Source organism: Agrobacterium sp. ST15.16.055, from assembly GCF_027956555.1.
Classification (GTDB): Bacteria; Pseudomonadota; Alphaproteobacteria; order Rhizobiales; family Rhizobiaceae; genus Agrobacterium; species Agrobacterium salinitolerans.
Genome location: NZ_JAQKGN010000002.1, coordinates 253,635 through 276,081 on the forward strand (window position 1 = coordinate 253,635; position 22,447 = coordinate 276,081).

Here is a 22,447-nt window from a genome sequence, read left to right on the forward strand (position 1 = left end):
GCGATGGAGACATGAAAACCGGGCGAGGACTGCTTTGCATATATTACCAAAAAGCCAGCGCACGCTTGCGGTTTTCCTGATCAATATGGACAGCGCCACAAAGCGCCTTGCCGACATGAACGCCCGCCTCGACGCCATGGGGCTGAAAGCGGAGCGTGTGCCCGGCGTCAATGGCAGGGAACTGAATTACCCCATCCCGGAATTCAGTGAGCTCTCCTACATGCTGATGCATGGCCGCCGCACCTCGCCGCCGGAAATCGGCTGTTATCTCAGCCATGTCGCCTGCGCCAATAAATTCATGGCAGGCGATGCCGATATCGCGCTCATCCTTGAGGATGACGTGGTCTTCGACGATGATTTTCTCAACGCCATCGACGAGGCGGTGTTGAACGGCGGTGACTGGGATTTGCTACGGCTCACGACGGTCAGCAATGGCCGGAAATTTCCGTTCCGCCCGCTTTCCAACGGTCGCTCTCTCGCCATTGCGCTCACACGGGAAAAAGGATCGGGAGCCTATCTCGTCAACCGCCGCGCCGGAAAATGGATATCGAAGCTGATCCCCATGCGGCTCGCCTATGACATCGCATTCGATCTGGAATATCTAGCGGGGCTGAAGGCGGCCTTCCTCTACCCGCTCTGCGCGACGCAGGATGCGGACGGGGAGAGCCAGATCCAGACTAATCTGCGCATCTACCGCCTGCCGCGCTGGCGCTATTTCACCGTTTTGCCCTATCGCGCCTATCTGGAAACCAGCCGATTCCTGTTGCGCGGCATTCGCTTCGCCGTCGCCAAGGCGCGCGTTGCACTTGAAGGCAGAAAGCGAAAGACCTTACCCGCCGGCCATTGACCCGCCGGATCAGGCCTCTCCGGGCGTGAAGCCGATGAGATAAATCGCCGCGACCACGGCTGCGAGAATAAAAAGCGAAATGACGAAAATCGTCATCCTGTTCAATGGTTTGCGTGTCGTTTTCTTCATGCCGGAATAATGCGGAAGACGAAGGCTGGTTCCATCACAGCTCTTGCCTTTGGCACGGCGAGCCTTAGACGGCCGATTCCGGGTTTGGTAATCTGTGTGACAGGTAGTCATGCATTTGGGCCATCGCCTCCTCTCTCGACAGCCCTCCAGATTGCAGACCGGACCGCAGCCATAGCCCGTCGATCAGCGTGGTGATGCCCAGCGCGACGGGCTCACAGTCCTCTTGCGGCAAGAGATGCCTTAGTGCGGAGAGCAGATTCGAGCGCATGCGCGCATGGATCACCTTCTGGATGCGCGCAAGCTGCGGCTCGCGGGGAATCTCAGCGCACAGTGAAAGCCAGGCATGGCAGATCGATGGCTGGAAAAAGCTCTCGTCGAAATTGCCTTCGATAATCGCGTCAAGTCTTTCACGAGGACTGGAGGCGCGTTTGAGGCGTGCAACGACGACCTCCGCCAACTTCAAATTGGCCTCCCGCATCGCATGTTCGAACAGTTCCTGCTTGCTGGCGAAATAATGCAGCACGATTCCTTTGGAGGCGCCGGCTTGTGCCGCGACCCTCTCGAGCGTCGCCCCCGCCATCCCCTCTTTCTGCAGCACTTCAAACGCCGCGCGTCTCAGTTCGGCGCGGCGAATATCGCTTATTTTAGTGAGTCGCATTTCGATCTCCTTGCAAAAGCACATTGACAAATTTTCCGGAAAGATCAATTATTGTCCCACCGGTCAATTTAGTAACCGCTAAGATAAAAGGTTGCCTCATGAGAAGATGGGTGGAGTTTTTTCGGCGGCGGCATTTATTGCGGCGGGACAAAGCGCCGCTTTCGCGGCCGATCCGCAAGCCTGCAAAATCGTGCGCATGGCCGAACCAGGGTGGAATGACCTTGCCTTCACGACCGGTATAGCCACGACGCTTTTGAAGGCTTTGGGCTACGAGCCGCAAAGCCAGTTGCTCGGAATTGACGTCATCTACACCAGCCTGAAGACGAGGGACCTCGACGTTTTCCTCGGTTACTGGGATCCGGCGATGGTCAATTATTACAAGCCCTACAAGGAAGATGGATCGGTCGAAAAAGTCCGCACCAACCTCGTGGGCGCCAAGTACACCTTCGCCGTGCCGGCCTATGCCTGGGAGGCCGGCGTCAGGGACTTCACCGACCTGCAGAAATTTGCCGACAAGTTCGACAGAAAACTCTACGGTATCGAACCCGGTTCGAACCAGTTGATGCTGGACGCCGTCAACGATCCGTCGCTCGGCCTCAAAGACTGGGAGGTCGTTGAATCCAGCGAACAGGGCATGCTTTCCCAGGTAGCGCGCTTTAGCCGCAACAAGTCTTTCATCGTCTTCCAGGGCTGGGCGCCGCACCCGATGAACAGCAAATTCGACATGAAATATCTGACGGGCGGCGACAAATTCTATGGACCCAACTTTGGTGCGGCCACCGTCGATACCCAGGTCCGCAAAGGGTATACGCAGGAATGCACCAATGTAGCCAAGCTGCTCCAAAACCTGGAATTTGATGTCGAATACGAAAATAAGGGCATGGACCTGATCATGAACGGCGGCCTGTCGCCGGAGGACGCGGCGGCACAGGCGCTCAAGGCGGAACCGCAACGGCTTGAGACATGGTTGAAAGACGTGTCTACCTTTGACGGTCAGAACGGTCTTGCAGCCGTCAAGGCGGGTCTCGGCCTATGACGTCGGTTTATCTTGACGATTGGGAAAAGCGCAAACGTTACATAGAGTTGCCGCGCAAGCGCCGACTGTCCTTTATAGACACCGGCGGCCCCGGCCCGGTGCTGTTGATGCTGCACGGGTTTTCCGACACCAGCCGCAGCTTTTCTGTCCTCGAACCGTATTTCCAGGAATACCGGCTGATTGCTCCTGACCTACCCGGCCACGGTGCATCCTCCTTGGGTCACGGTTTTCACGTCTCGGACTTCGCGGAAACGATAGATCACTTCCTGACGCTCATGGGCATCTCGCGCTTCTTTCTGCTTGGCCATTCCATGGGTGCGATGACGTCAATCGAACTGGCCTCCCGGCGGCCCCATTCCGTCCGCGCGCTCACTCTGATCTCGGGCACGCTGGAACCCGACTTCGGTGCCGAAAGCAGGCTTTCCAGGGATATTCTTGCGCTGCGCGATCCAATCAAGCCGGCCGACGGTTTCCTAAGTGACTGGTATTCCTGCTGCCATCCCGTCAGCGACGAATTCCTCTCCTTCATGAAGCGGGACGCGGCAAATATGCCCGCATCGACATGGCATGGCGTTTTGAAGGCCTTCGGAGAAACGAACCTGCACTACAGCGCATCCAAAATAAATGCACCGATACTTTGCCTTTCCGGTTCTGAAGACCCTCTGTTCGACGAAACCCATCAGCGGCAACTCACCGAGGCGTTTCCCACCGCGCAAAGCGTGACGCTACCGGGCCATGGCCACAATCCACATTGGGAAGACCCGAAATGTGTTTCCACATTGATTACAGAGTTCCTCGCCGAAGTGATGACAGACGCCATCCCGGTTCGCAGCGTTGAGGCATCCGCTCGGGGGAGCTGACGCTCTCCGTATGAATTCAGGAAACATGGAGAATTCGATTTCGCTTGCGGCGCCGATGCGATAACGCTTCCGAGCGTGAACAAAATTCGGCCGGCCATGACAAACACGACGCATCCTCGCCTCAACCCGCTACATCTCACCGCCGCCTTCGCAAGCGGCTGTCTTTTGACATTGATGGTGCATTTCAACGGTCAGCTTGCCCATTACGGCAATGCGCTGTTTTCGTCCTGGACAGCGCATGGCACCGGCACGGTGGCAGCGCTGATCTATCTCGCCATCATGCGTCCGAAGAAAGACGCCGGCGTGGCAGAAAAACCGAAAGCGCCGTTATGGGCCTATTGCGGCGGGGTCGTGGGTGCGGCCATCGTCATTCTCACCTCCACCGCCGTCAATTCGCCTTTGGCGCTCTCGGGCACCATTGCGCTCGGGCTTGGCGGACAGGTGATTTTCAGCCTGCTGGCTGATCTCTTCGGCCTGTTCGGCCTGCCCAAAAGAAAGCCGGACCTGCGGGACATGGCGGCGGTGGCGCTCATTCTCTGCGGCAGCGCGCTTATCATCCTTGTCGGGAGAACGACATGATCGCCTGGATCGCCATGGCTTTTACCGGCGGCGTCTTCGTGGCGCTGAGCCGCCAGATCAACGGCCGCCTCAGCCTGTCAAACTCGCCGCTCATCGCGTCGTTCTGGAACCATATCGTCGGTTTCGCCGTGCTGACGATCATCGGCCTCATCGTCGGCGGCCTCATTCCGCCGGGCGCGGCCGATGCGCCCTGGCTTGCCTTTATCGGCGGGCCTATCGGCGTCGTCTTCATCGCTTCGGGAAGCTGGCTCATTCCGCGCATCGGTGCGGTCAATACCGCCCTTCTGGTCATCAGCGGCCAGATGGTTTCAGGCGTGGTTCTCGATCTTTTCGGCGACCATCCGCCGAAACTCTGGGCAAGCGCACTCGGCATCCTGCTCATCATCGCCGGTATGGTGCTGACACAGCGGCGCGGCCGCTAGAGCATTTCCAACAGAAGTCGCAACGGCTCTACGCCCGGAGAATGCACAGAATCAGGAAAGCTCAGGAATCGCTGTCGCGCGAGAACATGCCGAGCAATGTCTTGCCGCCGCTTTTACCGCCGCTGCTCGCAAGTGTCGGGCGGTTGCCGTTCAACTTCGGCACCACGACCATGCGCTTGACTTCGCCACGCTTGAAGGCCGCCAGAAAGCGCGGGTAATCGCGAAATACCACGCAGCCATTCGATTCGCCGCGTTTCGCCAGCATGTAGGTATGCGCCAGAAGACCGTCACGCCCATGCGGGTTAACACCGTTTTCGGGCGTCAGGCGAATGGCTTCAACGCCGTGGAATCGCGCCTCGCGCATCGTCAGACGATAGCTGGAAGGCGGCGTCGAGCCGCGCATCTTCACATGCACGTAATTGGGATTGTCGCGCATCTTGCCAATGCCGGAATGCGCTTCGAGCTTCTCGCCATTCGGCATATGCACGATACCGGAGGAAATATCGTAGATCGCCGTGCCGTTGCCGCGATCCGGCCACGGAACCGCATCCATCTTGCTCGGTTCACGTATCGGATTGTCAGGCTTCGCAAAAGCGAGCATGGCGCCGGTGCTCTGCTTCGGCGGCGCAGGCGCCCTCAGGGGAACCGGCGCATCGAAAGCCGGTGCCGAAGCAACGGCCGGACCATGTTCATCGGTCTTTGACGGTGCCGCGGGACGCGGTGACGGTTCAACGGTCTCAGCCGTCGCAACCTCGGGACGGAAGCTCGGCAGCGGCACATCATCGGGCAGCAGGCTGCTTGCCTCTTCCCCGATCTGCGGCCGCGCCAGCGCCACTTCAAATGCCGGATGCTGCGGAACGGCGCCCTGATAGGCGACCTCGGAGGTGCGACCCAGCGCCGAATCGACGATCGCCGACGGCTTGAGCGCGGCAAGCTGCGTCACCCTCGCCTGCCCTTTTGCATTGGCAGCCGCGCCAAAGCGCTCGCCGAATTCCTTCGCACCGATCTCGGGGAGGATGCCGGCGAGGCGAACCGCCTTCTGCTGGCCATGGCTGTGGTCGCTCAAACGGGAAAACTTGCGCACGTGAATATCCCGCGCGGCCGCGTGGACAATTGCCGTCTCAGTGGAAGCGAATCGCGTCACCAGCGTCTTTTCAAACTGCCCGACACCATGCGAAGCGGCAGCCATGCTGTGCAGCGAGGCGAAGGCGGCAAAGGCGAAAAGGCTGGCAAAGGCGCCGCCGCCGAGAAGAGCGGACATTCGGCCGAACGAAAAGGATTTGCCTCTTTTGACGGAATACGAACCGGCAAGACCGGCGCCATTATAGGCCGCAGCAGAAAACGCCATGATACTCGTTACTCGAACCGTTCACGCACACCCGGCCAACGCCGGAGGGATTTTTGGACATCCGAAGGGCGGGCAAACACCACGCCGGTTTCGGAACTGACTGGTTCGAAGCATGACGAATTATGGTAACCAAAGTGTTTACGAGTCCCTGCAAAAATATTTCGTTAAGGTCTGCACATTGGAAGGCGAAGGTAAAACAATGACTTGCGCGGGTACCGCGTGCATCCGCACGGCATCGTCCCGGAAAATGCCCCTCAAAAGGGGCGTCATCGGCCCAAAAAAATTCCGCCGCCGCATTGTCAGGTAAGTTCCGACTTGGCCAGAAATTTGCTGCAAATGCGGCAGGACTGCGACAAGGCAAACAGCTGGCCGACGCACTTGTGCCGGCCGGATGGGTCGAAAGGGACTTGATCCGTCAAAGCCGGCTTGGCATCCTGCCCTGAAAAGGGAGGCACATCATGAAGGCGCTGCTGCTCATCGATATCCAGAACGGTTTTTGCCCGGGCGGAAATCTGGCCGTTGCCGATGGCGACAGGGTCGTACCCATCGCCAATGCCCTGATCGACAATGGCGGCTACGATCTCATCGTCGCCTCACAGGACTGGCACCCGGAAAATCACGGCAGCTTCGCGTCTCAGCATCCCGGCAAGAAACCCTTCGACATGGGTGAACTCTCCGGCAAACCGCAGATGATGTGGCCAGACCATTGCGTGCAGGGCACGCCGGATGCCGAATTCCACCCTGACCTCAAAACGGACGCCTTCGATTATATTCAGCAGAAGGGCGAAAACCCCGCCGTCGACAGCTATTCCGCCTTTCGCGACAATGACCAGGGCGCGACGACGGGACTGGCGGACTATCTGAGCCGTCAGGGTGTCACACAACTCGACGTTTGCGGCCTTGCCACCGATTATTGCGTCAGTTTTTCGGTGCTCGATGCCCTCGACATGCTGCCTGGTGTGAATGTCCGTTTTATAGAAGATGCCAGCCGCGGCATCGATCCGCAGGGCATCAAGGCCGCGATTTCGACGATGCGGGAAAAAGGCGCGGCCGTTCTCAAAAGCCGCGACATTTTGCGGGACTAGGGCCCGTCGGGTTCAAAAACCGAACGCTACCGGACAGGGCGGATCCCTTACTCCCCCTCCCTCCTGTGCTCGTCACAGGGATGAGGAAGGAGAGCGCCATTAGCGCGGCTTCGGCTTCTCCAGCACGTCGATATCGCCTGCCGCATCCTCAAGGCGTCTCAGGATTGCGGCATGTGCATCCCTGAGCCCCTCATTATAAAAAACATGCCCCAGCTCCTCGGCCAGAAAATCCACAAAGATTTCCGCCTGCAGCTGGCCGATCTCGGCTTCGGTCTCCCGGGCGAGATAAGCCCTGATGCGTGCGGCCAGATCGGCCTTGTCCTGCTTTTCCAGCATCGATCTTCCATCGTCTGACTATTGAGGGATACGGCTGGAAGGCGGTGAATCCGTCCGTCCGGCACCGGCCATATCGGGCGTTACCGTAACGGAAGCTTCAAGTTAATCAATCGATCCATTCATGCAATTCGTTTGCCAGCCGGACGGGACGGCGATAGAGCGGCGGCAAGGAGTTTCCAGACATGTTCAATGCAGATTTTCGCGAGGGATTGAAGAGCGGTTTCCCGATCGCCCTCTCCGCCGCCCCCTTCGGTGCGCTGTTCGGCGCGGTCGCGGTCGATAACGGCCTGAGTATCACCGAAGCCACGATCATGAGCGGCACCGTCTATGCGGGCGCGAGCCAGCTCGTCGGTATCGAATTGTTCGGCCAGAAGGTTGCCCCCTGGCTGATCGTTCTATCTGTCTTCGCCGTCAATTTCCGCCATATCCTCTATTCCGCCGCCATTGCCCGGATGATCTCGAACTGGTCTTTCCTGCAAAAAGCCGCGGGCTTCTTCGTGCTGGTCGATCCGCAATTCGCCGAATCGGTCAGAAAATACGAAAATACCGGCACGGTCGGCTTTTCCTGGTACATGGGCTTTGCAGCGCCGGTCTATGTGCTGTGGCTGGCCATGACCATTCTCGGCGCATCGCTCGGCAATATGGTCGGCGATCCGAAAGCCATCGGTCTCGATGTGCTGCTGCCGATCTATTTCATGGGCATGGTCTTGAGCTTCCGCCAGCGGGAGAACTTCTACCCTGTCATGCTGGCAAGCGCTGTTGGCGCAACGGTTGCCTTTCACGTCGTCGGCTCGCCGTGGCATGTGAGCCTCGGCGCGGTCGCCGGAATTCTCGTCGCGGTCCTTTATCCGCCGAAGCCGAACAGCGCGGCGAATTCTGAAAGCGGGGTGGAAACGCCATGAGCGACATGCTGCACACAGATACGCTGATCCTGATCGCGCTCGCCGCCATCGCCACCTATCTCACCCGCATCGGCGGTTATGTGTTGATGACACGGATGAAATCCATCCCGCCGCGCATGGAGGCGGGATTGAACGCAGTTCCCGTGGCGGTTTTGACCACGCTCGTCGCACCCGCCTTTTTCGAAGGCGGATACGAGGTGAAGATCGGCATGGTGGCAGCGCTTCTGGTCTGCCTGCGCTTTCCCGGTCTGACGATGCTCGCCATCGGCTGGGCGATCGTCATCGCGATCAGGCATTTCGGGCTGCTTTAAGCGACCCGCTCCAACGGCTTCGTGGCGGCAACCAGCCACGCCTTAACCTCCTCGTCGGTGATCAAGGGAGAAAGCTTCTCCAGAACCCCGGCGTGATAGGCGTTCAGCCAACCCAGTTCTTCTTCGGTCAGGAGAGCGGTGACCACCAGCCTGCGGTCGATGGGGCACCAGGTCAGCGTCTCGAAGGAGAACATCGGCTGGTCACCGCCGGACACTTCTTCCGCCTCGCGCACATAGATCAGGTTTTCGATGCGGATGCCGAAAGCGCCGGGACGGTAATAACCCGGCTCGTTGGACAGGATCATGCCGGGCAGAAGCTCCTGCGTCGAAAGCCGCGAAATACGCTGCGGTCCCTCATGCACCGAAAGATAGGAACCGACGCCGTGGCCGGTGCCATGGGCGTAATCCGCTCCCGCCTTCCAGAGCGCGATACGCGCCAGCGGATCGAGATCGCAACCGCGCGTTCCCTTCGGAAACCGTGCGGTGCTGATACCGATCATGCCCTTCAGCACCAGTGTGAAGAAACGCTTCTGCTCTTCCGGGACGGCGCCGATTGCAATGGTACGGGTGATGTCCGTGGTGCCGTTGACATATTGGGCGCCAGAATCGACGAGGAACATCTCCCCCTCCGCAAGTGTGCGGTCGGTATCAGTGGTGACGCGGTAATGGATGATGGCGGCATGTTCGCCGGCGCCTGAAATCGTATCGAAAGACACGTCCTTCAGCGGGTTTTGCAGCCCCTGCCCCACCTTGGCCCGAGCGGCTTCCAGCGCCTTGACGGCGGCGATTTCGGTGACGCTGCCCGGCTGCTGGCGGTCCAGCCAGCAGAGATATTCAACCATCGCCGCGCCGTCCTGCACGTGGGCGGCTGCCGAGCCGGCCAGCTCCGCCTTGTTCTTGCGCGCGCGCGGCAGGCGAACGGGATCGGCCTCCTCGATCAGCGAGCCGCCCGCCGCCGTGATTGCGCCGGTCAGCGCCACCGGGGTAAGATCCGCATCCACCATGACGCGGCCCTTGGCGCTTGCAATGGCATGCAGACGGTCAGCGATCTTCGACGGCGGCAATTGTGTCGCGAGTTGCGCCAGATAGGCCTCGGTCTCGATGCCCGTCTTGCGCTTGTCGAGAAAAATATCTGCCCTGCCGTCGGCATAGATGATGGCGCGGGCGAGTGGATGCGGCGTGTGAGGCACGTCGTTGCCGCGAAGATTGAAAATCCACGCGATGGAGGATGGATCGGTAACCAGCAGGGCGTCCGCGCTCTTTGCCGAGACCGTCTCCGCCAGCGAGGCGATCTTTTCTTTCGCCAGCCTGCCAGTAAAGGCCTCTGGCTGGATAACGACGGGCTCCAGCGGCTCGGAGGGACGGTCCTGCCAAAGGGCATCGAGCGGATTCTTTTCCAGGAGAACGACCGAACCGCCCCTGCCGGCAAGCGCCTTTTCCAGCCGCTTCAACTCCGCGCCGGTGTGCAGCCACGGATCGATGCCGAGCCGGAAACCTTGTGGAGCATGTTCGGCGAGCCAGACGGAGGGCGGCGCGCCAACCAGATCGCCGCCGCTGAAGATCGATTGATCGACCTGCGACTTGAGCTGCGTCGTATAACGGCCATCGACAAAAACCACCGCCTCCGTGCGCGTCACCAGCGCAATGCCGGCGGAACCGGTAAAGCCGGTAAGCCAGGACAGGCGCTCGGCACACTCCGGCACATATTCCCCCTGATATTCATCGGCGCGCGGCACCAGAAAACCGTCGATGCCAAGGGCATCGAAACCGGCGCGCAGCGCCTCGACGCGGGCCTTGCCAAATTGCGGCGCGGATTTGTTTTCGAAGGTCTGGAACATGGGCGTCTTTCGGGAACTGTCATGAGAAAAGCAGCAAGGTTGCGCCGTCAAATCATTGGCGCGCAACGACAATGCCACGCGGACAAAGCCGGTTTCAAGCCATATATGACAGATCGGATTGCGGCGACAAATTGTGCATATTTCGCAAAATAAGTAATACTCTAGGCGAAGCGACATGCATCAAACGCATATCTAACCTGACATATCCCCTCTAACTAAACAAAAACACATCGCTTATCTTCAGATCAACACAGCGAGAGAGACACTCTCCTGGCAAACAAGGATTTGAAGCAATGGCAAAATCTTTCCTCCGCACCGCCTTTGATCGCGTTGTTGAAGCACGCGAGCGTCAGGTCAGCCGCCATGTCAACGCCGCCCTTCTGAACCTCGACGACAAGTCGCTGGAAGCGCTCGGCATGAACCGCGCCGATCTGCGTCGCAAGGCAAAGTCCAGCTACGTATTCTGATGACATCAGGCGCGGCGATCCTCCCTCCACCGCGCCGAACAGGAATACGTCGACCCGCTTGAGCAAGCTCCTCCCATGCTCGCGGGTTTCCAGGCGGCGCGAAAGCGCCGCCTTTTCTTTTGCCCGAAAGGGATGCTGCTGAAGCTTCAGTCCTTGCGCAGATGCAGCGTCACCCAGCCATTGCGCCAGATGGTGCGGACATGGGAAAGCCTTGCGCCATTGTAGGCGGAAAGCACCTTCCAGCGCTGCGATGCGAGAATGCCCGACAGGATGACGGTGCCGCCTGGCGCCAGATGCGTGACGAGCTGCGGCGCCATCTTGATGAGCGGCCGCGCCAGAATATTGGCGATGATGAGATCGAACGGACCATGCTTGCGGAAGGCATCCGAGTGGAAACCCGGTGCGGTCTCCAGCGCCATCCCGGACACGATGCCGTTCAGCCGCACATTTTCCTTCGCCACCTTGACGGCGATGGGGTCTATATCCGTCGCAAGCACGGGAATGGGACGCATCTTGCGCACAGCAATTGCCAGAACGCCGCTGCCAGTGCCGAGATCCAGCGCATTGCGCACGGTCCGCGCCCGCAGAACCTCCTCAATCATCTCAAGGCAACCTGCCGTCGTGCCGTGGTGGCCTGTGCCAAAAGCCTGGCCCGCCTCGATTTCAATCGCCAGATCGTTCGCCTGCACCTTGTCACGATCATGGGCGCCATGAACGATGAACCGCCCCGCCCGAACCGGCTTCAGCCCCTCGAGAGACTTGGCGATCCAGTCGACATCGGGAACGGTCTCCTTCTCGATGACGAGACCGGGAAATGCGGGAGCAAGCAGCGCGCTGACGCGCTCGCGGAACTCCTCTTCCTGATCGGCCATCAGATAAACCGAAGCTTCCCAGATATCGCGCTTCTCATCCACCTCGGTGGTAGCGATCGCGACATCCTCCTCGCCGAAATAGTCCGACATGAGATCGAGGATTTCACCCGCCTGGATTTCGGTCGTGGTGACGTAAAGTCGGATTTCGCTCACGGCGGGCTGCTTTCTCTGGCTAATAGTTCTGCGTCTGCCTTTGCCACAAAAGCGCAGTCAGTCCAATAAGCTGCGCGTAATTAAACCTTCGTACCCTTCAGAAGATTCTGAAGTTTCTGCTCGGCGACGTCAGGGTTTTCGCCATAAGCAATCGTTCCTGCAAAGCGGCCGTTGGCATCAAGCAGAATGACGGACGCCGTGTGATCCATGGTGTAATCGCCATTCGGATCCTTCTCGTCCACCGGCACCTTCTTGGCATAGATGCGGTAGCCCTTCAGAGTCTCGGCAATCTTGTCGGCCGGGCCGGTGATGCCGGTGATCCGCTTCGAGACATTGGAGACATATTGCTGCATGATCTCAGGTGTATCGCGCTCGGGATCGACGGAGACGAAATAGGCCTGCAGCCTGTCGCCGGCCGGGTCCACCTTCTCCATCCAGCCGTTCAGTTCGAAAAGGGTTGTCGGGCAGACTTCCGGGCAATGGGTGAAGCCGAAGAACAGCGCTGTCGGCTTTCCCTGGAACGCCTTTTCGGTGATCGGCTGGCCATTTTGCGCCGTGAGTTGGAAGGGCACGCCATAGGCCGTCTCGACCATCTGCTCCCGGGTTTTCGTCATTTCGATCGTCAACCAGCTGACGACGCCGGCGAGAACGAGCACGACGGCCCACAATACGATGCGAATATTTCTCATTGTCCAATCCTACCCCGAAAGCCGGCGGCATGTCGCTGGCCCTGACAGACAGATAACGAAAGGCGACCGGGACGGCAAATCAACTGGGCGTATTTGCGGGAACCGCGCTGATTTGTCACAAATCCGCAGCCGGAAAGCACGTCACAGACACCAGGCGATGCCGCTCTGCACCGTGGAAAGGAAAATATCCGTGCCGTGCCGCACCCAGCCGTCAAAGGCAAGAAGCACGACGGCAAGCGAGGCCAAAGCGGCAAGACTAGCCAGAATAAACTTCAGCGGCTGGGAAACGAGCGCGTTCATATGCCGATCATAACCTGTTTTCGTGGGCGCGAAAACCGCCAAAATACTGGGTTTTACCGGCGGGGCAGCCGCAATTGTTAGGGAAAGTTTAAAATCTTGCTGTGCATTATGACCGTAGCGGTTTTCAAGCCTCGACATGATGTCTCCCGGTCAATTCTCCGGCCACCGCATAAAGCTCAATCCTGCGCGGGCCTGTTAGAGAGCCATCAGAGGAAACCTGCCGTCATGTCCAACGCCATAAAGCAATCCGGCGCATATCTCGAAATCGTTTCCTTCCACCTGAGCGATCAGGAATTCTGCATCGACATCATGGCGATCCGCGAAATCCGCGGCTGGGCGCCGGTTACCCCGATGCCGCACACCCCGCCCTATGTTCTCGGCCTCATCAACCTGCGCGGCGCCGTCATTCCCGTCATCGACATGGCCGGCCGCCTCGGCATGAAAATGACCGAACCGTCCGAGCGCTCCGCCATCATCGTCACCGATATCGGCGGCAAGCTGGTCGGCCTTCTGGTGGAACAGGTCTCCGACATGATGACCATCCGCTCCGAGGACCTGCAGCCCGCGCCCGATATCATTCCGGAAGAGCAGCGCAGCTTCTGCCGCGGCATCGTGGCGCTGGAAAAGAGCATGGTTTGCTTCCTCAACCTCGACACAGTGATTGCGGACGAGTTGGCACGCGAAGCAGCCTGATCCAGGCATCTAGCGCAACTGCGAGGGCGAGCCTTACGGCTTGCCCTTTTGCCATGTGACCTGCTGGTTATAGAGCGGCACCGTGGAAATCGCCATCTTGGCCGAACCGTCGGTCAGCTCCCGCGCATGCACCAGATAGATCAGTGTGTCATTCCCCTTGTCATAGACGCGGCTGACGACGAGCTTCTTCCAAACCAGCGACATGCCCTGCCGGAACACCTCTTCTCCGCCCTTCGACAGATCGATGTCGCCGATCTCAACCGGTCCCGTCTGGCTGCAGGAAATGGCGTTGTTGGAGGGGTCTTCGAACCAGTTTCCGTTCTTCAACCGGTCGATCACACCGCGGTCGAAATAGGTAACGTGGCAGGTCACGCCCTTGATCTTCGGATCGGCAATCGCCTCGATGACGATGTCGTTGCCAATCCAGTCGACACCGACCTCACCGACCACCTGCGAATGCGCCGCTGTCACTGGAAGCAACGCCAGAAAGCCCGCAAACAAACCCGACAGAGTTTTCTTCGTCATCGCATCTTCTCCGTTACGCTGCTTCAAACATAGGTGGAAGCCGCCGTTACGCAACCCGGGAGACGGTGCGTTTTTTCATGCTGCAGGGCTGGTAGCCGGTGGCGGTGAGACGCCCCGCGACCATGCCGATCTTTTCCGGAAGGTCGCGAACATGGGCAACGCGAAGCGCCTTGGCGGCGGCAATAGACGCGGCCGCGCAGACGACGGCGTCTTCGGCGGCATTGTGATGCACGAAACGCAGCTGGAGATGGTGGGCGATGACATTCAGCTTGTGCGACGCCAGATTGGGCCAGACATGCCGGGCGATCTTGACGCTGCATAGATAAGAAAGATCGGGATAGGACTGCCGGTATTTATCGAAGGACGCCCGCATGACGCTGAAATCGAAGGCGGCATTATGGGCGATCATGGTGGCGCCGTAGAAGTCGTCGATGAACTCCTCCATCACCTCAGGGAATTCCGGCGCGTCCTCGACATCGGCAGGGCGAATCCCGTGTACGGCAATGTTGAAGGACGAAAACCGCATGTCCTTCGGCCGGATGAGACGCTCCTCGACGCGAACGATCTCGCCGTCCTCTATCCACGCAAGCCCGACGGAGCAGGCGCTGCCCCGTTCCTCATTGGCGGTCTCGAAATCGATGGCGATGGTTTTCAAGAGTGATTCCCGTTGTTTCATTCCGGCATAAACCGGATTGACGTTAAAGAGAACCGGCCTCGGCTGACCGCGCTTCCAAAAGCATCCAGTCGATGAGCGTCACCAGATCGGGATTATCGAGCATACGCCTGGGATAAACGAGGAAATAGGCAAGCGTACTGGCCATATCCTTGCCGAAGGGCGCGATCAATGCACCTTCCGCAAGCTCGCGGGAAACCAGCGAGCGCCGGGTCAGTGCAATACCATGCCCGGCCTTGGCCGCATCCAGCGCGCCGTTGCTGTCGATGAAGACGGTGCCGCCGGAGGCATCCACGTCCGATGCTCCCGCCGCCTCCAGCCAGCGCCGCCATTCATTGCGGTTCTCATCGTGCAGGAGCGGAATGGATTTCAGGTCCCCCGCTTCCTGAAGCGGTCCATATTTTTCCAGAAGTTGCGGCGCACACACCGGCAGGGTGCTGTCATCAATGAAGCGGGTGCTCTCCAGCCCTTCATACCGACCAAACCCGTGCCGTACCGCCAGATCGACATCGTCCCTCGAAAAATCCACCAATCGGTTCGTCACGCTGATGCGGACATCCACCTGCGGGTATTGCTGCTGAAAAGCAGGCAGTCGCGGCATCAGCCACTGCACGGCGAAAGTCGGCGTGCAGCTCAGCGTGAGCACCGTGATTTCGGAACGCGCCGTCAGTTCCGCCGTCGCCTCGCGCATCATCCGGAAGGCGGTGCGAAGCGCGCCGTAATAACGCTCCCCCTCACGCGTCAGCTGAATGCTGCGCGGCTTGCGGAAAAACAATTGCACGCCAAGCCGCGCCTCCAGCTCCCGGATTTGCAGGCTGACCGCGCCGGGCGTGACGTTCAGCTCGTTGGAGGCGAGCGTGACACTGCGATACCGCGCTGCGGCCTCGAAGGCCTGCAACCCTTTCAAAGAAGGAAGTTCGGCTACCATGGTTTAGGTCACCTCAATTATCGCACGAGAAACAATCGTTTGAAAAAACCATAAAACAAGCAGTAGATAGACGCAATAAGACCTGAAACGCATTAAAAACCACCCATCTTCGACTTGAGGTAAACTCAATCAATATCGGGTGGATGGCGGCCATCCCGCCTGCGATCATGTCCATATTCAAGCTTCGGGAGACGACGATGGCGATACAGAAACAGATGGATGCCGGTGAATGGGCGATGCTTGTCGCGCTTTCGCTTCTGTGGGGCGGATCGTTCTTTTTCATCGGTGTTGCGGTCAAGGAATTGCCGCCCGTCACCATCGTCACTCTGCGTGTCAGCCTGGCGGCGATCGCGCTTCAGATCGTCTGCCGCATCATGGGCCTTCACCTGCCGCGTGAATGGGCGGTGTGGCGTGCCTTTTTCGGCATGGGCCTGCTCAACAACATCATCCCCTTCTGCCTGATCGTCTGGGGCCAAACCCAGATCGCCAGCGGAGTTGCCTCGATCCTCAACGCCACGACGCCGCTCTTCACCGTCATCGTCGCCCATTTTTTGACCGCCGACGAGAAGATGACCGGCAACAAGCTGACCGGGGTCGTGATCGGCTTTGCCGGCGTGGCGACCATGATCGGCCCGGCCGCCTTCACCGGCTCATCCGGCCTCTGGGGCCAGATCGCCGTTCTCGGCGCCGCCGTCTCCTATTCCTTCGCGGGCATCTTCGGTCGCCGTTTCAAGGCCATGGGCGTACCGCCGCTGATGACCGCCACCGGCCAGATCTCCTCCTCAACACTGATGCTCATCCCGGCCGCCCTCCTTATCGATAAACCATGGATGCTGGCCATGCCGGGCCTCGGCACCTGGGGCGCGCTTGTCGGCATCGCTCTCCTGTCGACAGCGCTCGCCTACCTGATCTTCTTCCGCATCCTCGCCAGCGCCGGCGCCACCAACCTCGCTCTCGTCACCTTCCTCATTCCCGTCAGCGCCATCCTGCTCGGCTCGCTCCTCCTCGGCGAGCAACTGGAAATAAAGCACTTCGCCGGCATGGCGATGATCGCCGCCGGTCTTGCGGCGATCGACGGCAGGCTGCCGGCAAAACTCCGAAGACTGTTGCGCAACGCGCCCGCTTGACAGGAACACGGGGCAAAAGCATTCTGCACGCATGATCGCAACGAAGCAGAATACCACCCCTCGCCATACCATCACCGGCCATTCGGCAGGGAAAGGTGTGTCGTCGCGTTAAGCGATCCATTTTTACCCTGCCAAGAGAGCAGGGTTCGCAAACCTGCTCCCCACACGCCCCCAATACGCCCAAGGAGACAGGCATGCAGAACTTGAAATTTGCCGATAATGAAGATTCGCAATTCAGCTTGAACGAAGTCATCCTGCGTGCGGCGCGCCTGGACGATGCCGAAGCCTTGACCGAAATGTTCAACCTGCCTGGCGTCCGTCACGGCACGCTTCGACAACCGTTTCAGTCCGTTGAAAAGACACGGAAAGCGATGGAGAACCGTGGCCCGAACGATATCGCGATTGTTGGCGAATGGCGAGGAAAGATCGTTGCCAATGCTGGACTGTTTCGCAGGGCGGGAAGGCAGTCCCACATTGCCGATCTTGTGATCAGTGTTCACGACGATTTTGCCGGTAAAGGAGTGGGATCACACCTTCTCGCAGCGCTGATAGATACCGCCGACAATTGGCACGACATCAAGCGGATCGAACTCAATGTTTTCACCGACAATCTCCCGGCAATCAGGCTTTACGAGAAATTCGGCTTCGAACGCGAAGGCACCCTTCGCAACGACGCCTACCGCGATGGAAAATACGTCGATGCTCACGTGATGGCGCGTCTTCGGTAGTTCCGGTCAGTTGTCCAGGTGATCCGAAAACACCTCCCGAATGGTCCGCCGCGACCATTCGGCCATTTTGTCGTTACATCCGCGCTCCGCATCCAGCACGATCAAAGCCTTCCACAGCGCCCAGCCGCGCCCGCGCTGCCATGTGGCCTCATCCAGCTCCAGCGCCTTACGAAAAACGGCGCGGCTTTCCGCATCGAGCACATTCCACGCGAGGATGAGATCGGAAGACGGATCGCCGACGCCGGAACTGCCGAAATCGATGACGGCTGAAAGCCGGCCGTCCTTCACCAGCAGATTGCCCCCGGCAATATCTCCATGCACCCACACTCCCTGCTTCCGCCAGTGGCTCGAAAGTGCAAGCTGCCATATCTCCATGGCCAGCGCCTGATCCACCTCGTCCGCAAGCCGCGCCGCCGAAGCCTTCGCCTCCCCGTCATAGACCGAAAGCGAGCCGCCGCGATGGAAATTATGCGCGCCTGCGGGTGGGCAATCCGAAGCATCCACCCCGTGCAATGCCCTTATAAACGCGGCAACATCGATGGCGATGGTAGAAAGATCAACACGATCCAGATACCTGGCGAGCGGTTCGCCCTCAAGCCAGCGATAGACGGACCAGTGGAACGGATAACCCTGTCCCGGCTGCCCGAGCGCCAATGGCGCAGGGATCGAAAAGGGTAGGAGCGGCGCAAGCGCCGGCAGCCACCGGTGCTCCTTCTCGACCTGCGCAACATACCGGGCGGCACTTGGCATGCGGATCAGCATCTCATCGCCAAGACGGAAGCTGCGATTGTCCCAGCCGCTCAGTTCCACCGGCCGGATATTTAACCCCGCCCATTGCGGAAACTGGCTGTCCACCAGCGCCCCGACCTGTTCTGTGCTGACGACAATACGGTCATCCATGCTGCGCTCTCCGTGTCAGGCGCAAAGCTCTAGCGGCAGAGAACAACATTGCGATGACGGAACCTCAACCGCCGATCAATGCCAGCCACTCATCCTCGTCCATGGTCTGCACGCCCAGTTCCGTCGCCTTGGCAAGCTTGGAACCGGCCCCCGGCCCCGCCACCAGAATATCGGTCTTTTTCGACACCGAGCCCGCGACTTTCGCACCAAGACTTTCAGCGCGGGCCTTCGCCTCGTCACGAGTGAATTTTTCGAGCGAGCCGGTGAAGACCACAGTCTTGCCCGCTACCGGGCTGCCATCGGTCGAGGGCTTTTCGGCCTCCTTCGGGCGAAGCTCCCGTATCAGCCGGTCGATGACATCGAGATTGCGCGGCTCTTTGTAGAACTCGATGATGGCGCGCGCCACCACCTCGCCGATGCCATCGATGCTGTTGAGTTCAGCCCAGGCGTCACTTGCAGGATCAGCCGCCGCCTTCATCGCCTCCTCGAAATGCTCATAAGTGCTGTAAGAGCGCGCCAGAAGCTTCGCCGTGGTCTCGCCCACATGACGGATGCCAAGAGCGAAAATCAGCCGGTGCAGATCGATCTCGCGGCGGGCATCGATGGCGTCGAACAGCTTCTTGACGCTGACCTTGCCGAAGCCGTCGATATTTTCGAGCTTGGTCAGATGAGACGCCTCCTGTCGCGCCTTCAGCGTGAAAATGTCAGGCGCTGTCTTGATCGAGAGCGCAGGATCGTCGCTTTCGAAGAAGAAATCGATCTGCTTCGTGCCGAGCCCCTCAATGTCGAAGGCATTGCGCGAAACGAAATGTTTGAGATGCTCCACCGCCTGCGCCCGGCAGACGAAACCGCCGGTGCAGCGCGTGACCGAATCGAGCTTGCCGGTCTTTTCATTGCGCTCCCGCACCGCATGGCTGCCACAGACGGGGCATTTCTCCGGGAAGGCATATTTCACCGACGCAGTCGGACGCTTTTCCAGAAGCACATCCAGCACCTGCGGAATGACATCGCCGGCGCGCTGCACAATGACCGTGTCGCCGATGCGGATATCGTGGTCTTCCGGGCGGATGCGCTCGCCGCTATTGCCGATACCTTCGATATAATCGGCATTATGCAGCGTCGCATTGGTAACGACGACACCGCCAACGGTGATCGGTGTGAGCCGCGCCACCGGCGTCAAGGCGCCAGTGCGCCCCACCTGTATCTCGATATTCTCAACGGTGGTGAAGGCCTGCTCGGCCGGGAACTTATGCGCGGTGGCCCAGCGCGGGCTGCGCGAGCGGAAACCAAGCCGTTCCTGCAGATCGAGTCGGTCGACCTTATAGACGACGCCGTCGATATCGTAATCGAGATCGGGCCGCGCGACGCCGATTTCGTTATAATGTTCAAGCAATTGCTGGGCCGAGGTGAATCGCTTCATCAACGGATTGACCGGGAAACCCCACTCGCGGAACTTCTCAACAATGCCGTATTGGGTATCGGCGAGCCGCGCCGGCTGGCCGCCATTCGAAACCTCGCCCAGCGCATAGGCGAAGAACCGCAGCTTGCGTTTCGCCGTCACATTGGCGTCGAGCTGGCGCAGCGAACCGGATGCCGTGTTGCGCGGGTTCACATAGGTCTGCTTGCCTTCGGCCTCCATCTGGGCATTGAGCGCCAGAAAGTCGCTCTTGGCCATATAGACCTCGCCGCGTACTTCCACCACATCGGGCGCATCGGCGGGCAGTTCGTCCGGAATTTCCTTGATGGTCCTGATATTGGCGGTGACATTTTCACCGGTCGTGCCGTCTCCTCGCGTCGCCGCGGTCTTCAGCCTGCGGTTCTCGTAGCGGATCGACATGGAAAGCCCGTCAATCTTCGGCTCGGCGGTAAAGGCGATGGAATCGTCCGGCAGATGCCCGAGGAAGCGATAGACGGAACTGACGAAATCCCGCAGATCCTCTTCCGAAAAGGTATTGTCGAGCGACAGCATCGGCCGCGCATGCACGATGGGCGCAAAGGTCGGAAGCGGCGCGAAGCCGACTTTTCTCGACGGGCTGTCGGCCCGCACCAGCGCCGGGAAAGCCGCTTCGATGGCGTCATTACGACGCTTCAGCGCATCATATTCGGCGTCCGTAATCTCCGGCGCATCCTTGCCGTGGTAAAGCGCATCATGCCGCGCAAGCTCGGCCGCCAGAAATGCAAGCTCGGAAGAGGCTTCAAGCTCGGTGAGGTTTTCGACGGATTTCTGGTCTTGCGACATGACGGCCTCTTTTCGGAATTACCGAACGCTTTTAGCCGAAATAACAAACATTAAAAACAGTTTTGCCGTTGGACTCACAGGCCGCATCCGCTTGCGCAAGGCAACGGGTAGCCGTCAGTCCTTGGCCGCCAGCAGGCGAGCCGCCGCAGCCCTAGCCTCGTCCGTCACCGATGCGCCGGCCAGCATGCGGGCGATCTCCTCGGTGCGGTGCTTCGGCTCCATGGTGGCCACGCGCGTCGCGATACGCTCGCTGCCGTCGCCGGATGGGCCCTTGGAAATGAGAAGATGAGTGGCCGCCCGCGCCGCCACCTGCGGCGCATGGGTGACGGACAGGACCTGCACGGTTTTCGACAGGCGGCGCAGCCGCTGGCCGATGGCATCCGCCACCGCACCGCCAACGCCCGTATCGATTTCGTCGAACACCAGGGTCGGCGCCGAACCACGATCCGCCAGCGCCACTTTCAGCGCCAGCAGGAAGCGGGACAATTCGCCGCCCGAGGCCACTTTCATGATCGGGCCGGGGCGTGTGCCCGGATTGGTCTGGACGTGGAATTCCACCGTGTCGATACCGTCCGCCGTCGCTTGTTCGGGATCGGAGGTCACCTCGACGGTAAACCGCGCCCGTTCCAGCTTCAGCGCCGGCAGTTCTGCCATCACCGCGTTGGAAAGCGCTTCCGCCGCGTTGCGGCGTTTGTCGGAAAGCGATTGCGCGGCACGGTCGAAATCGGCCTTCACCACGCCGAGATTGGCCTCAAGCTTGCCGAGCTTTTCTTCGCCGGCATCGAGATCGGCGAGATCGGCCACCATTTTTTCGGCGAGAGCCGGCAAATCGGGTACGGCGACATTGTATTTGCGCCCGGCAGCACGCAGCGCGAACAGCCGCTCCTCCACCCGCTCCAGCTCACGCGGATCGAATTCGGTGCGGCGCAGGGCCGCCTCCACTTCCATCTGTGCGTTGGAGAGACTGTCAAGCGCGGCATCCAGCAATTGTACGGTGTCTTCCAGCAATCCCGGCGCTTCGTGGCTCTTGCGCTCCAGACGCCGCATCATCGACGCGATGACAGGAACAGGCGACGCATTGCCGTTCAGGAACTCGCTGGCCTCCGCGATGTCGCCGGCAATGCGTTCGGATTTCTGCATCACCGCCCGGCGCTCGGCCAGCTCCTCCTCTTCGCCGTCGCGCGGCGAGAGCGTCTCCAGTTCCTCGACGGACGAGCGAAGGTAATCCGCCTCGCGCGCCGCCGCCTCCACCTTGGCGCGGTGCGTCTTCAGCGCACGTTCGGCGTCCTTAAAGGCGCGGTATAGGCCCTGAACAGCGCGAGCCTCATCGCTCAGCCCAGCAAAGGCGTCCAGCAGCGTGCGGTGCGCATCGGTATCGACAAGCGCGCGATCATCATGCTGACCATGAATTTCCACCAGCAATTGCCCGAGCTGGCGCATCATTTGCACGCTCACGGCCTGATCGTTGACATAGGCCTTGGTGCGACCGTCGGCAGATTGCACACGACGAAAAATAAGGTCGCCATCGTCATCAAGGCCGTTTTCGCGCAGGAGAAGCCGGGTGGGATGATCGTTCGGGACTTCGAAGGTGGCCGTCACCTGCCCCTTGTCCTCGCCGTGCCGCACAAGGCCGCCATCGCCGCGGCCACCAAGCGCCAGCGAGAGACTATCGAGAAGAATGGATTTGCCCGCACCCGTCTCGCCCGTCAACACGGAAAGGCCCGCCTCAAAACCGAGGTCGAGCCTTTCGATGAGAACGATATCGCGAATCGAGAGCTGGACCAGCATGGCCTATGCCCCGT

25 protein-coding genes are annotated in these 22,447 nt (G+C 59.7%); 12 read left to right on the forward strand and 13 right to left on the reverse strand.

What is annotated here, in order from left to right; translation table 11 throughout:
• Window positions 1-34 precede the first annotated feature (34 nt).
• Window positions 35-847, forward strand: coding sequence for a glycosyltransferase family 25 protein (locus tag PL599_RS04465; protein WP_269823638.1), 813 nt, complete (start codon window positions 35-37; stop codon window positions 845-847).
• Window positions 848-1,040: 193 nt separating this feature from the next.
• On the opposite strand, the gene betI is transcribed toward PL599_RS04465, so the two are convergent.
• The gene (gene betI, locus PL599_RS04470; protein ID WP_077981774.1) at window positions 1,041-1,634 is read right to left on the reverse strand and encodes a choline-binding transcriptional repressor BetI; all 594 of its coding nucleotides are present in this window, start codon (window positions 1,632-1,634) and stop codon (window positions 1,041-1,043) included.
• A 106-nt stretch (window positions 1,635-1,740) separates the two neighbouring features.
• Between betI and PL599_RS04475 the strand changes: the two genes are divergently transcribed.
• The 4 genes from PL599_RS04475 to PL599_RS04490 all read left to right on the forward strand — a co-directional run bounded on the left by PL599_RS04475 (window position 1,741) and on the right by PL599_RS04490 (window position 4,531).
• A complete protein-coding gene (locus tag PL599_RS04475; protein WP_269823639.1) occupies window positions 1,741-2,670 on the forward strand; it encodes a choline ABC transporter substrate-binding protein in 930 nt (309 codons plus the stop codon).
• Window positions 2,667-3,530, forward strand: coding sequence for an alpha/beta fold hydrolase (locus PL599_RS04480; protein WP_271358922.1), 864 nt, complete (start codon window positions 2,667-2,669; stop codon window positions 3,528-3,530). The genes PL599_RS04475 and PL599_RS04480 overlap by 4 nt, the downstream gene beginning before the upstream one ends.
• Before the next feature lie 96 nt (window positions 3,531-3,626).
• Window positions 3,627-4,109 (forward strand): DMT family transporter, encoded by a 483-nt coding sequence (locus PL599_RS04485; protein WP_077981772.1) that lies wholly within the window; start codon window positions 3,627-3,629, stop codon window positions 4,107-4,109.
• Entirely contained in the window at window positions 4,106-4,531 is a 426-nt protein-coding gene (locus PL599_RS04490; RefSeq protein ID WP_269823640.1) for a DMT family transporter, read from the forward strand. The genes PL599_RS04485 and PL599_RS04490 overlap by 4 nt, the downstream gene beginning before the upstream one ends.
• 61 nt (window positions 4,532-4,592) lie before the next feature.
• Here the strand turns inward: PL599_RS04490 and PL599_RS04495 are convergent, their stop codons facing one another.
• The gene (locus tag PL599_RS04495) at window positions 4,593-5,879 is read right to left on the reverse strand and encodes a DUF2778 domain-containing protein (protein WP_269823641.1); all 1,287 of its coding nucleotides are present in this window, start codon (window positions 5,877-5,879) and stop codon (window positions 4,593-4,595) included.
• Between the two features lie 458 nt (window positions 5,880-6,337).
• Between PL599_RS04495 and pncA the strand changes: the two genes are divergently transcribed.
• Window positions 6,338-6,964, forward strand: a complete 627-nt coding sequence (pncA, locus tag PL599_RS04500) for a bifunctional nicotinamidase/pyrazinamidase (RefSeq protein ID WP_080790338.1) — start codon at window positions 6,338-6,340, stop codon at window positions 6,962-6,964.
• A gap of 99 nt (window positions 6,965-7,063) precedes the next feature.
• Here the strand turns inward: pncA and PL599_RS04505 are convergent, their stop codons facing one another.
• Window positions 7,064-7,300, reverse strand: a complete 237-nt coding sequence (locus PL599_RS04505) for a DUF2164 domain-containing protein (protein WP_077981696.1) — start codon at window positions 7,298-7,300, stop codon at window positions 7,064-7,066.
• 182 nt (window positions 7,301-7,482) lie between these two features.
• On the opposite strand from PL599_RS04505, the gene PL599_RS04510 reads away from it, so the two are divergent.
• Together PL599_RS04510 and PL599_RS04515 are read left to right on the forward strand one after the other, a co-directional pair.
• Window positions 7,483-8,202: an AzlC family ABC transporter permease gene (locus PL599_RS04510; protein WP_269823642.1), complete on the forward strand. Its 720-nt coding sequence runs from the start codon at window positions 7,483-7,485 to the stop codon at window positions 8,200-8,202.
• Window positions 8,199-8,513, forward strand: coding sequence for an AzlD family protein (locus tag PL599_RS04515; RefSeq protein WP_020812065.1), 315 nt, complete (start codon window positions 8,199-8,201; stop codon window positions 8,511-8,513). The genes PL599_RS04510 and PL599_RS04515 overlap by 4 nt, the downstream gene beginning before the upstream one ends.
• Here PL599_RS04515 and PL599_RS04520 read toward each other — a convergent pair.
• Window positions 8,510-10,351: an aminopeptidase P family protein gene (locus PL599_RS04520; protein ID WP_269823643.1), complete on the reverse strand. Its 1,842-nt coding sequence runs from the start codon at window positions 10,349-10,351 to the stop codon at window positions 8,510-8,512. The genes PL599_RS04515 and PL599_RS04520 overlap by 4 nt on opposite strands.
• A gap of 293 nt (window positions 10,352-10,644) precedes the next feature.
• Here PL599_RS04520 and PL599_RS04525 point away from each other — a divergent pair, with 293 nt between their 5' ends.
• Window positions 10,645-10,818 carry a hypothetical protein gene (locus tag PL599_RS04525; protein WP_003522343.1) on the forward strand — a complete coding sequence of 58 codons (174 nt, stop codon included), beginning with the start codon at window positions 10,645-10,647 and terminating at the stop codon, window positions 10,816-10,818.
• Window positions 10,819-10,964: 146 nt separating this feature from the next.
• Here the strand turns inward: PL599_RS04525 and PL599_RS04530 are convergent, their stop codons facing one another.
• From PL599_RS04530 to PL599_RS04540, 3 genes are all read right to left on the reverse strand, one after another.
• The gene (locus PL599_RS04530) at window positions 10,965-11,843 is read right to left on the reverse strand and encodes a 50S ribosomal protein L11 methyltransferase (RefSeq protein ID WP_077981692.1); all 879 of its coding nucleotides are present in this window, start codon (window positions 11,841-11,843) and stop codon (window positions 10,965-10,967) included.
• Between the two features lie 80 nt (window positions 11,844-11,923).
• Window positions 11,924-12,532, reverse strand: coding sequence for a cytochrome oxidase assembly protein Sco (gene sco / locus PL599_RS04535; RefSeq protein ID WP_142911607.1), 609 nt, complete (start codon window positions 12,530-12,532; stop codon window positions 11,924-11,926).
• Between the two features lie 141 nt (window positions 12,533-12,673).
• The gene (locus tag PL599_RS04540; RefSeq protein ID WP_244614207.1) at window positions 12,674-12,832 is read right to left on the reverse strand and encodes a hypothetical protein; all 159 of its coding nucleotides are present in this window, start codon (window positions 12,830-12,832) and stop codon (window positions 12,674-12,676) included.
• Between the two features lie 225 nt (window positions 12,833-13,057).
• Here PL599_RS04540 and PL599_RS04545 point away from each other — a divergent pair, with 225 nt between their 5' ends.
• Window positions 13,058-13,525, forward strand: coding sequence for a chemotaxis protein CheW (locus PL599_RS04545; protein ID WP_004430791.1), 468 nt, complete (start codon window positions 13,058-13,060; stop codon window positions 13,523-13,525).
• Between the two features lie 33 nt (window positions 13,526-13,558).
• Here PL599_RS04545 and PL599_RS04550 read toward each other — a convergent pair whose 3' ends face one another.
• From PL599_RS04550 to gcvA, 3 genes are read right to left on the reverse strand one after another with little or no spacing between them, the layout of a single operon-like run.
• On the reverse strand, window positions 13,559-14,050 hold the full coding sequence (locus PL599_RS04550) for a CreA family protein (protein ID WP_077981689.1): 492 nt from the start codon (window positions 14,048-14,050) through the stop codon (window positions 13,559-13,561).
• A gap of 46 nt (window positions 14,051-14,096) precedes the next feature.
• Window positions 14,097-14,705 carry a 3'-5' exonuclease gene (locus PL599_RS04555; RefSeq protein WP_173989688.1) on the reverse strand — a complete coding sequence of 203 codons (609 nt, stop codon included), beginning with the start codon at window positions 14,703-14,705 and terminating at the stop codon, window positions 14,097-14,099.
• A 43-nt stretch (window positions 14,706-14,748) separates the two neighbouring features.
• Window positions 14,749-15,651, reverse strand: coding sequence for a transcriptional regulator GcvA (gcvA, locus tag PL599_RS04560; protein ID WP_269823645.1), 903 nt, complete (start codon window positions 15,649-15,651; stop codon window positions 14,749-14,751).
• 197 nt (window positions 15,652-15,848) lie between these two features.
• Here gcvA and PL599_RS04565 point away from each other — a divergent pair, with 197 nt between their 5' ends.
• Together PL599_RS04565 and PL599_RS04570 are read left to right on the forward strand one after the other, a co-directional pair.
• Window positions 15,849-16,778 carry a DMT family transporter gene (locus PL599_RS04565; protein ID WP_269823646.1) on the forward strand — a complete coding sequence of 310 codons (930 nt, stop codon included), beginning with the start codon at window positions 15,849-15,851 and terminating at the stop codon, window positions 16,776-16,778.
• Window positions 16,779-16,972: 194 nt separating this feature from the next.
• The gene (locus PL599_RS04570) at window positions 16,973-17,506 is read left to right on the forward strand and encodes a GNAT family N-acetyltransferase (protein ID WP_269823773.1); all 534 of its coding nucleotides are present in this window, start codon (window positions 16,973-16,975) and stop codon (window positions 17,504-17,506) included.
• Window positions 17,507-17,512: 6 nt separating this feature from the next.
• On the opposite strand, the gene PL599_RS04575 is transcribed toward PL599_RS04570, so the two are convergent.
• From PL599_RS04575 to recN, 3 genes are all read right to left on the reverse strand, one after another.
• Window positions 17,513-18,406, reverse strand: a complete 894-nt coding sequence (locus PL599_RS04575; protein WP_271358923.1) for an aminoglycoside phosphotransferase family protein — start codon at window positions 18,404-18,406, stop codon at window positions 17,513-17,515.
• Window positions 18,407-18,470: 64 nt separating this feature from the next.
• Window positions 18,471-20,645, reverse strand: coding sequence for an NAD-dependent DNA ligase LigA (gene ligA / locus PL599_RS04580; protein WP_269826305.1), 2,175 nt, complete (start codon window positions 20,643-20,645; stop codon window positions 18,471-18,473).
• Window positions 20,646-20,759: 114 nt separating this feature from the next.
• Complete coding sequence (recN, locus tag PL599_RS04585; protein ID WP_269823649.1) at window positions 20,760-22,433, reverse strand: DNA repair protein RecN; 1,674 nt, start codon at window positions 22,431-22,433, stop codon at window positions 20,760-20,762.
• Between the last annotated feature and the right edge of the window lie 14 nt (window positions 22,434-22,447).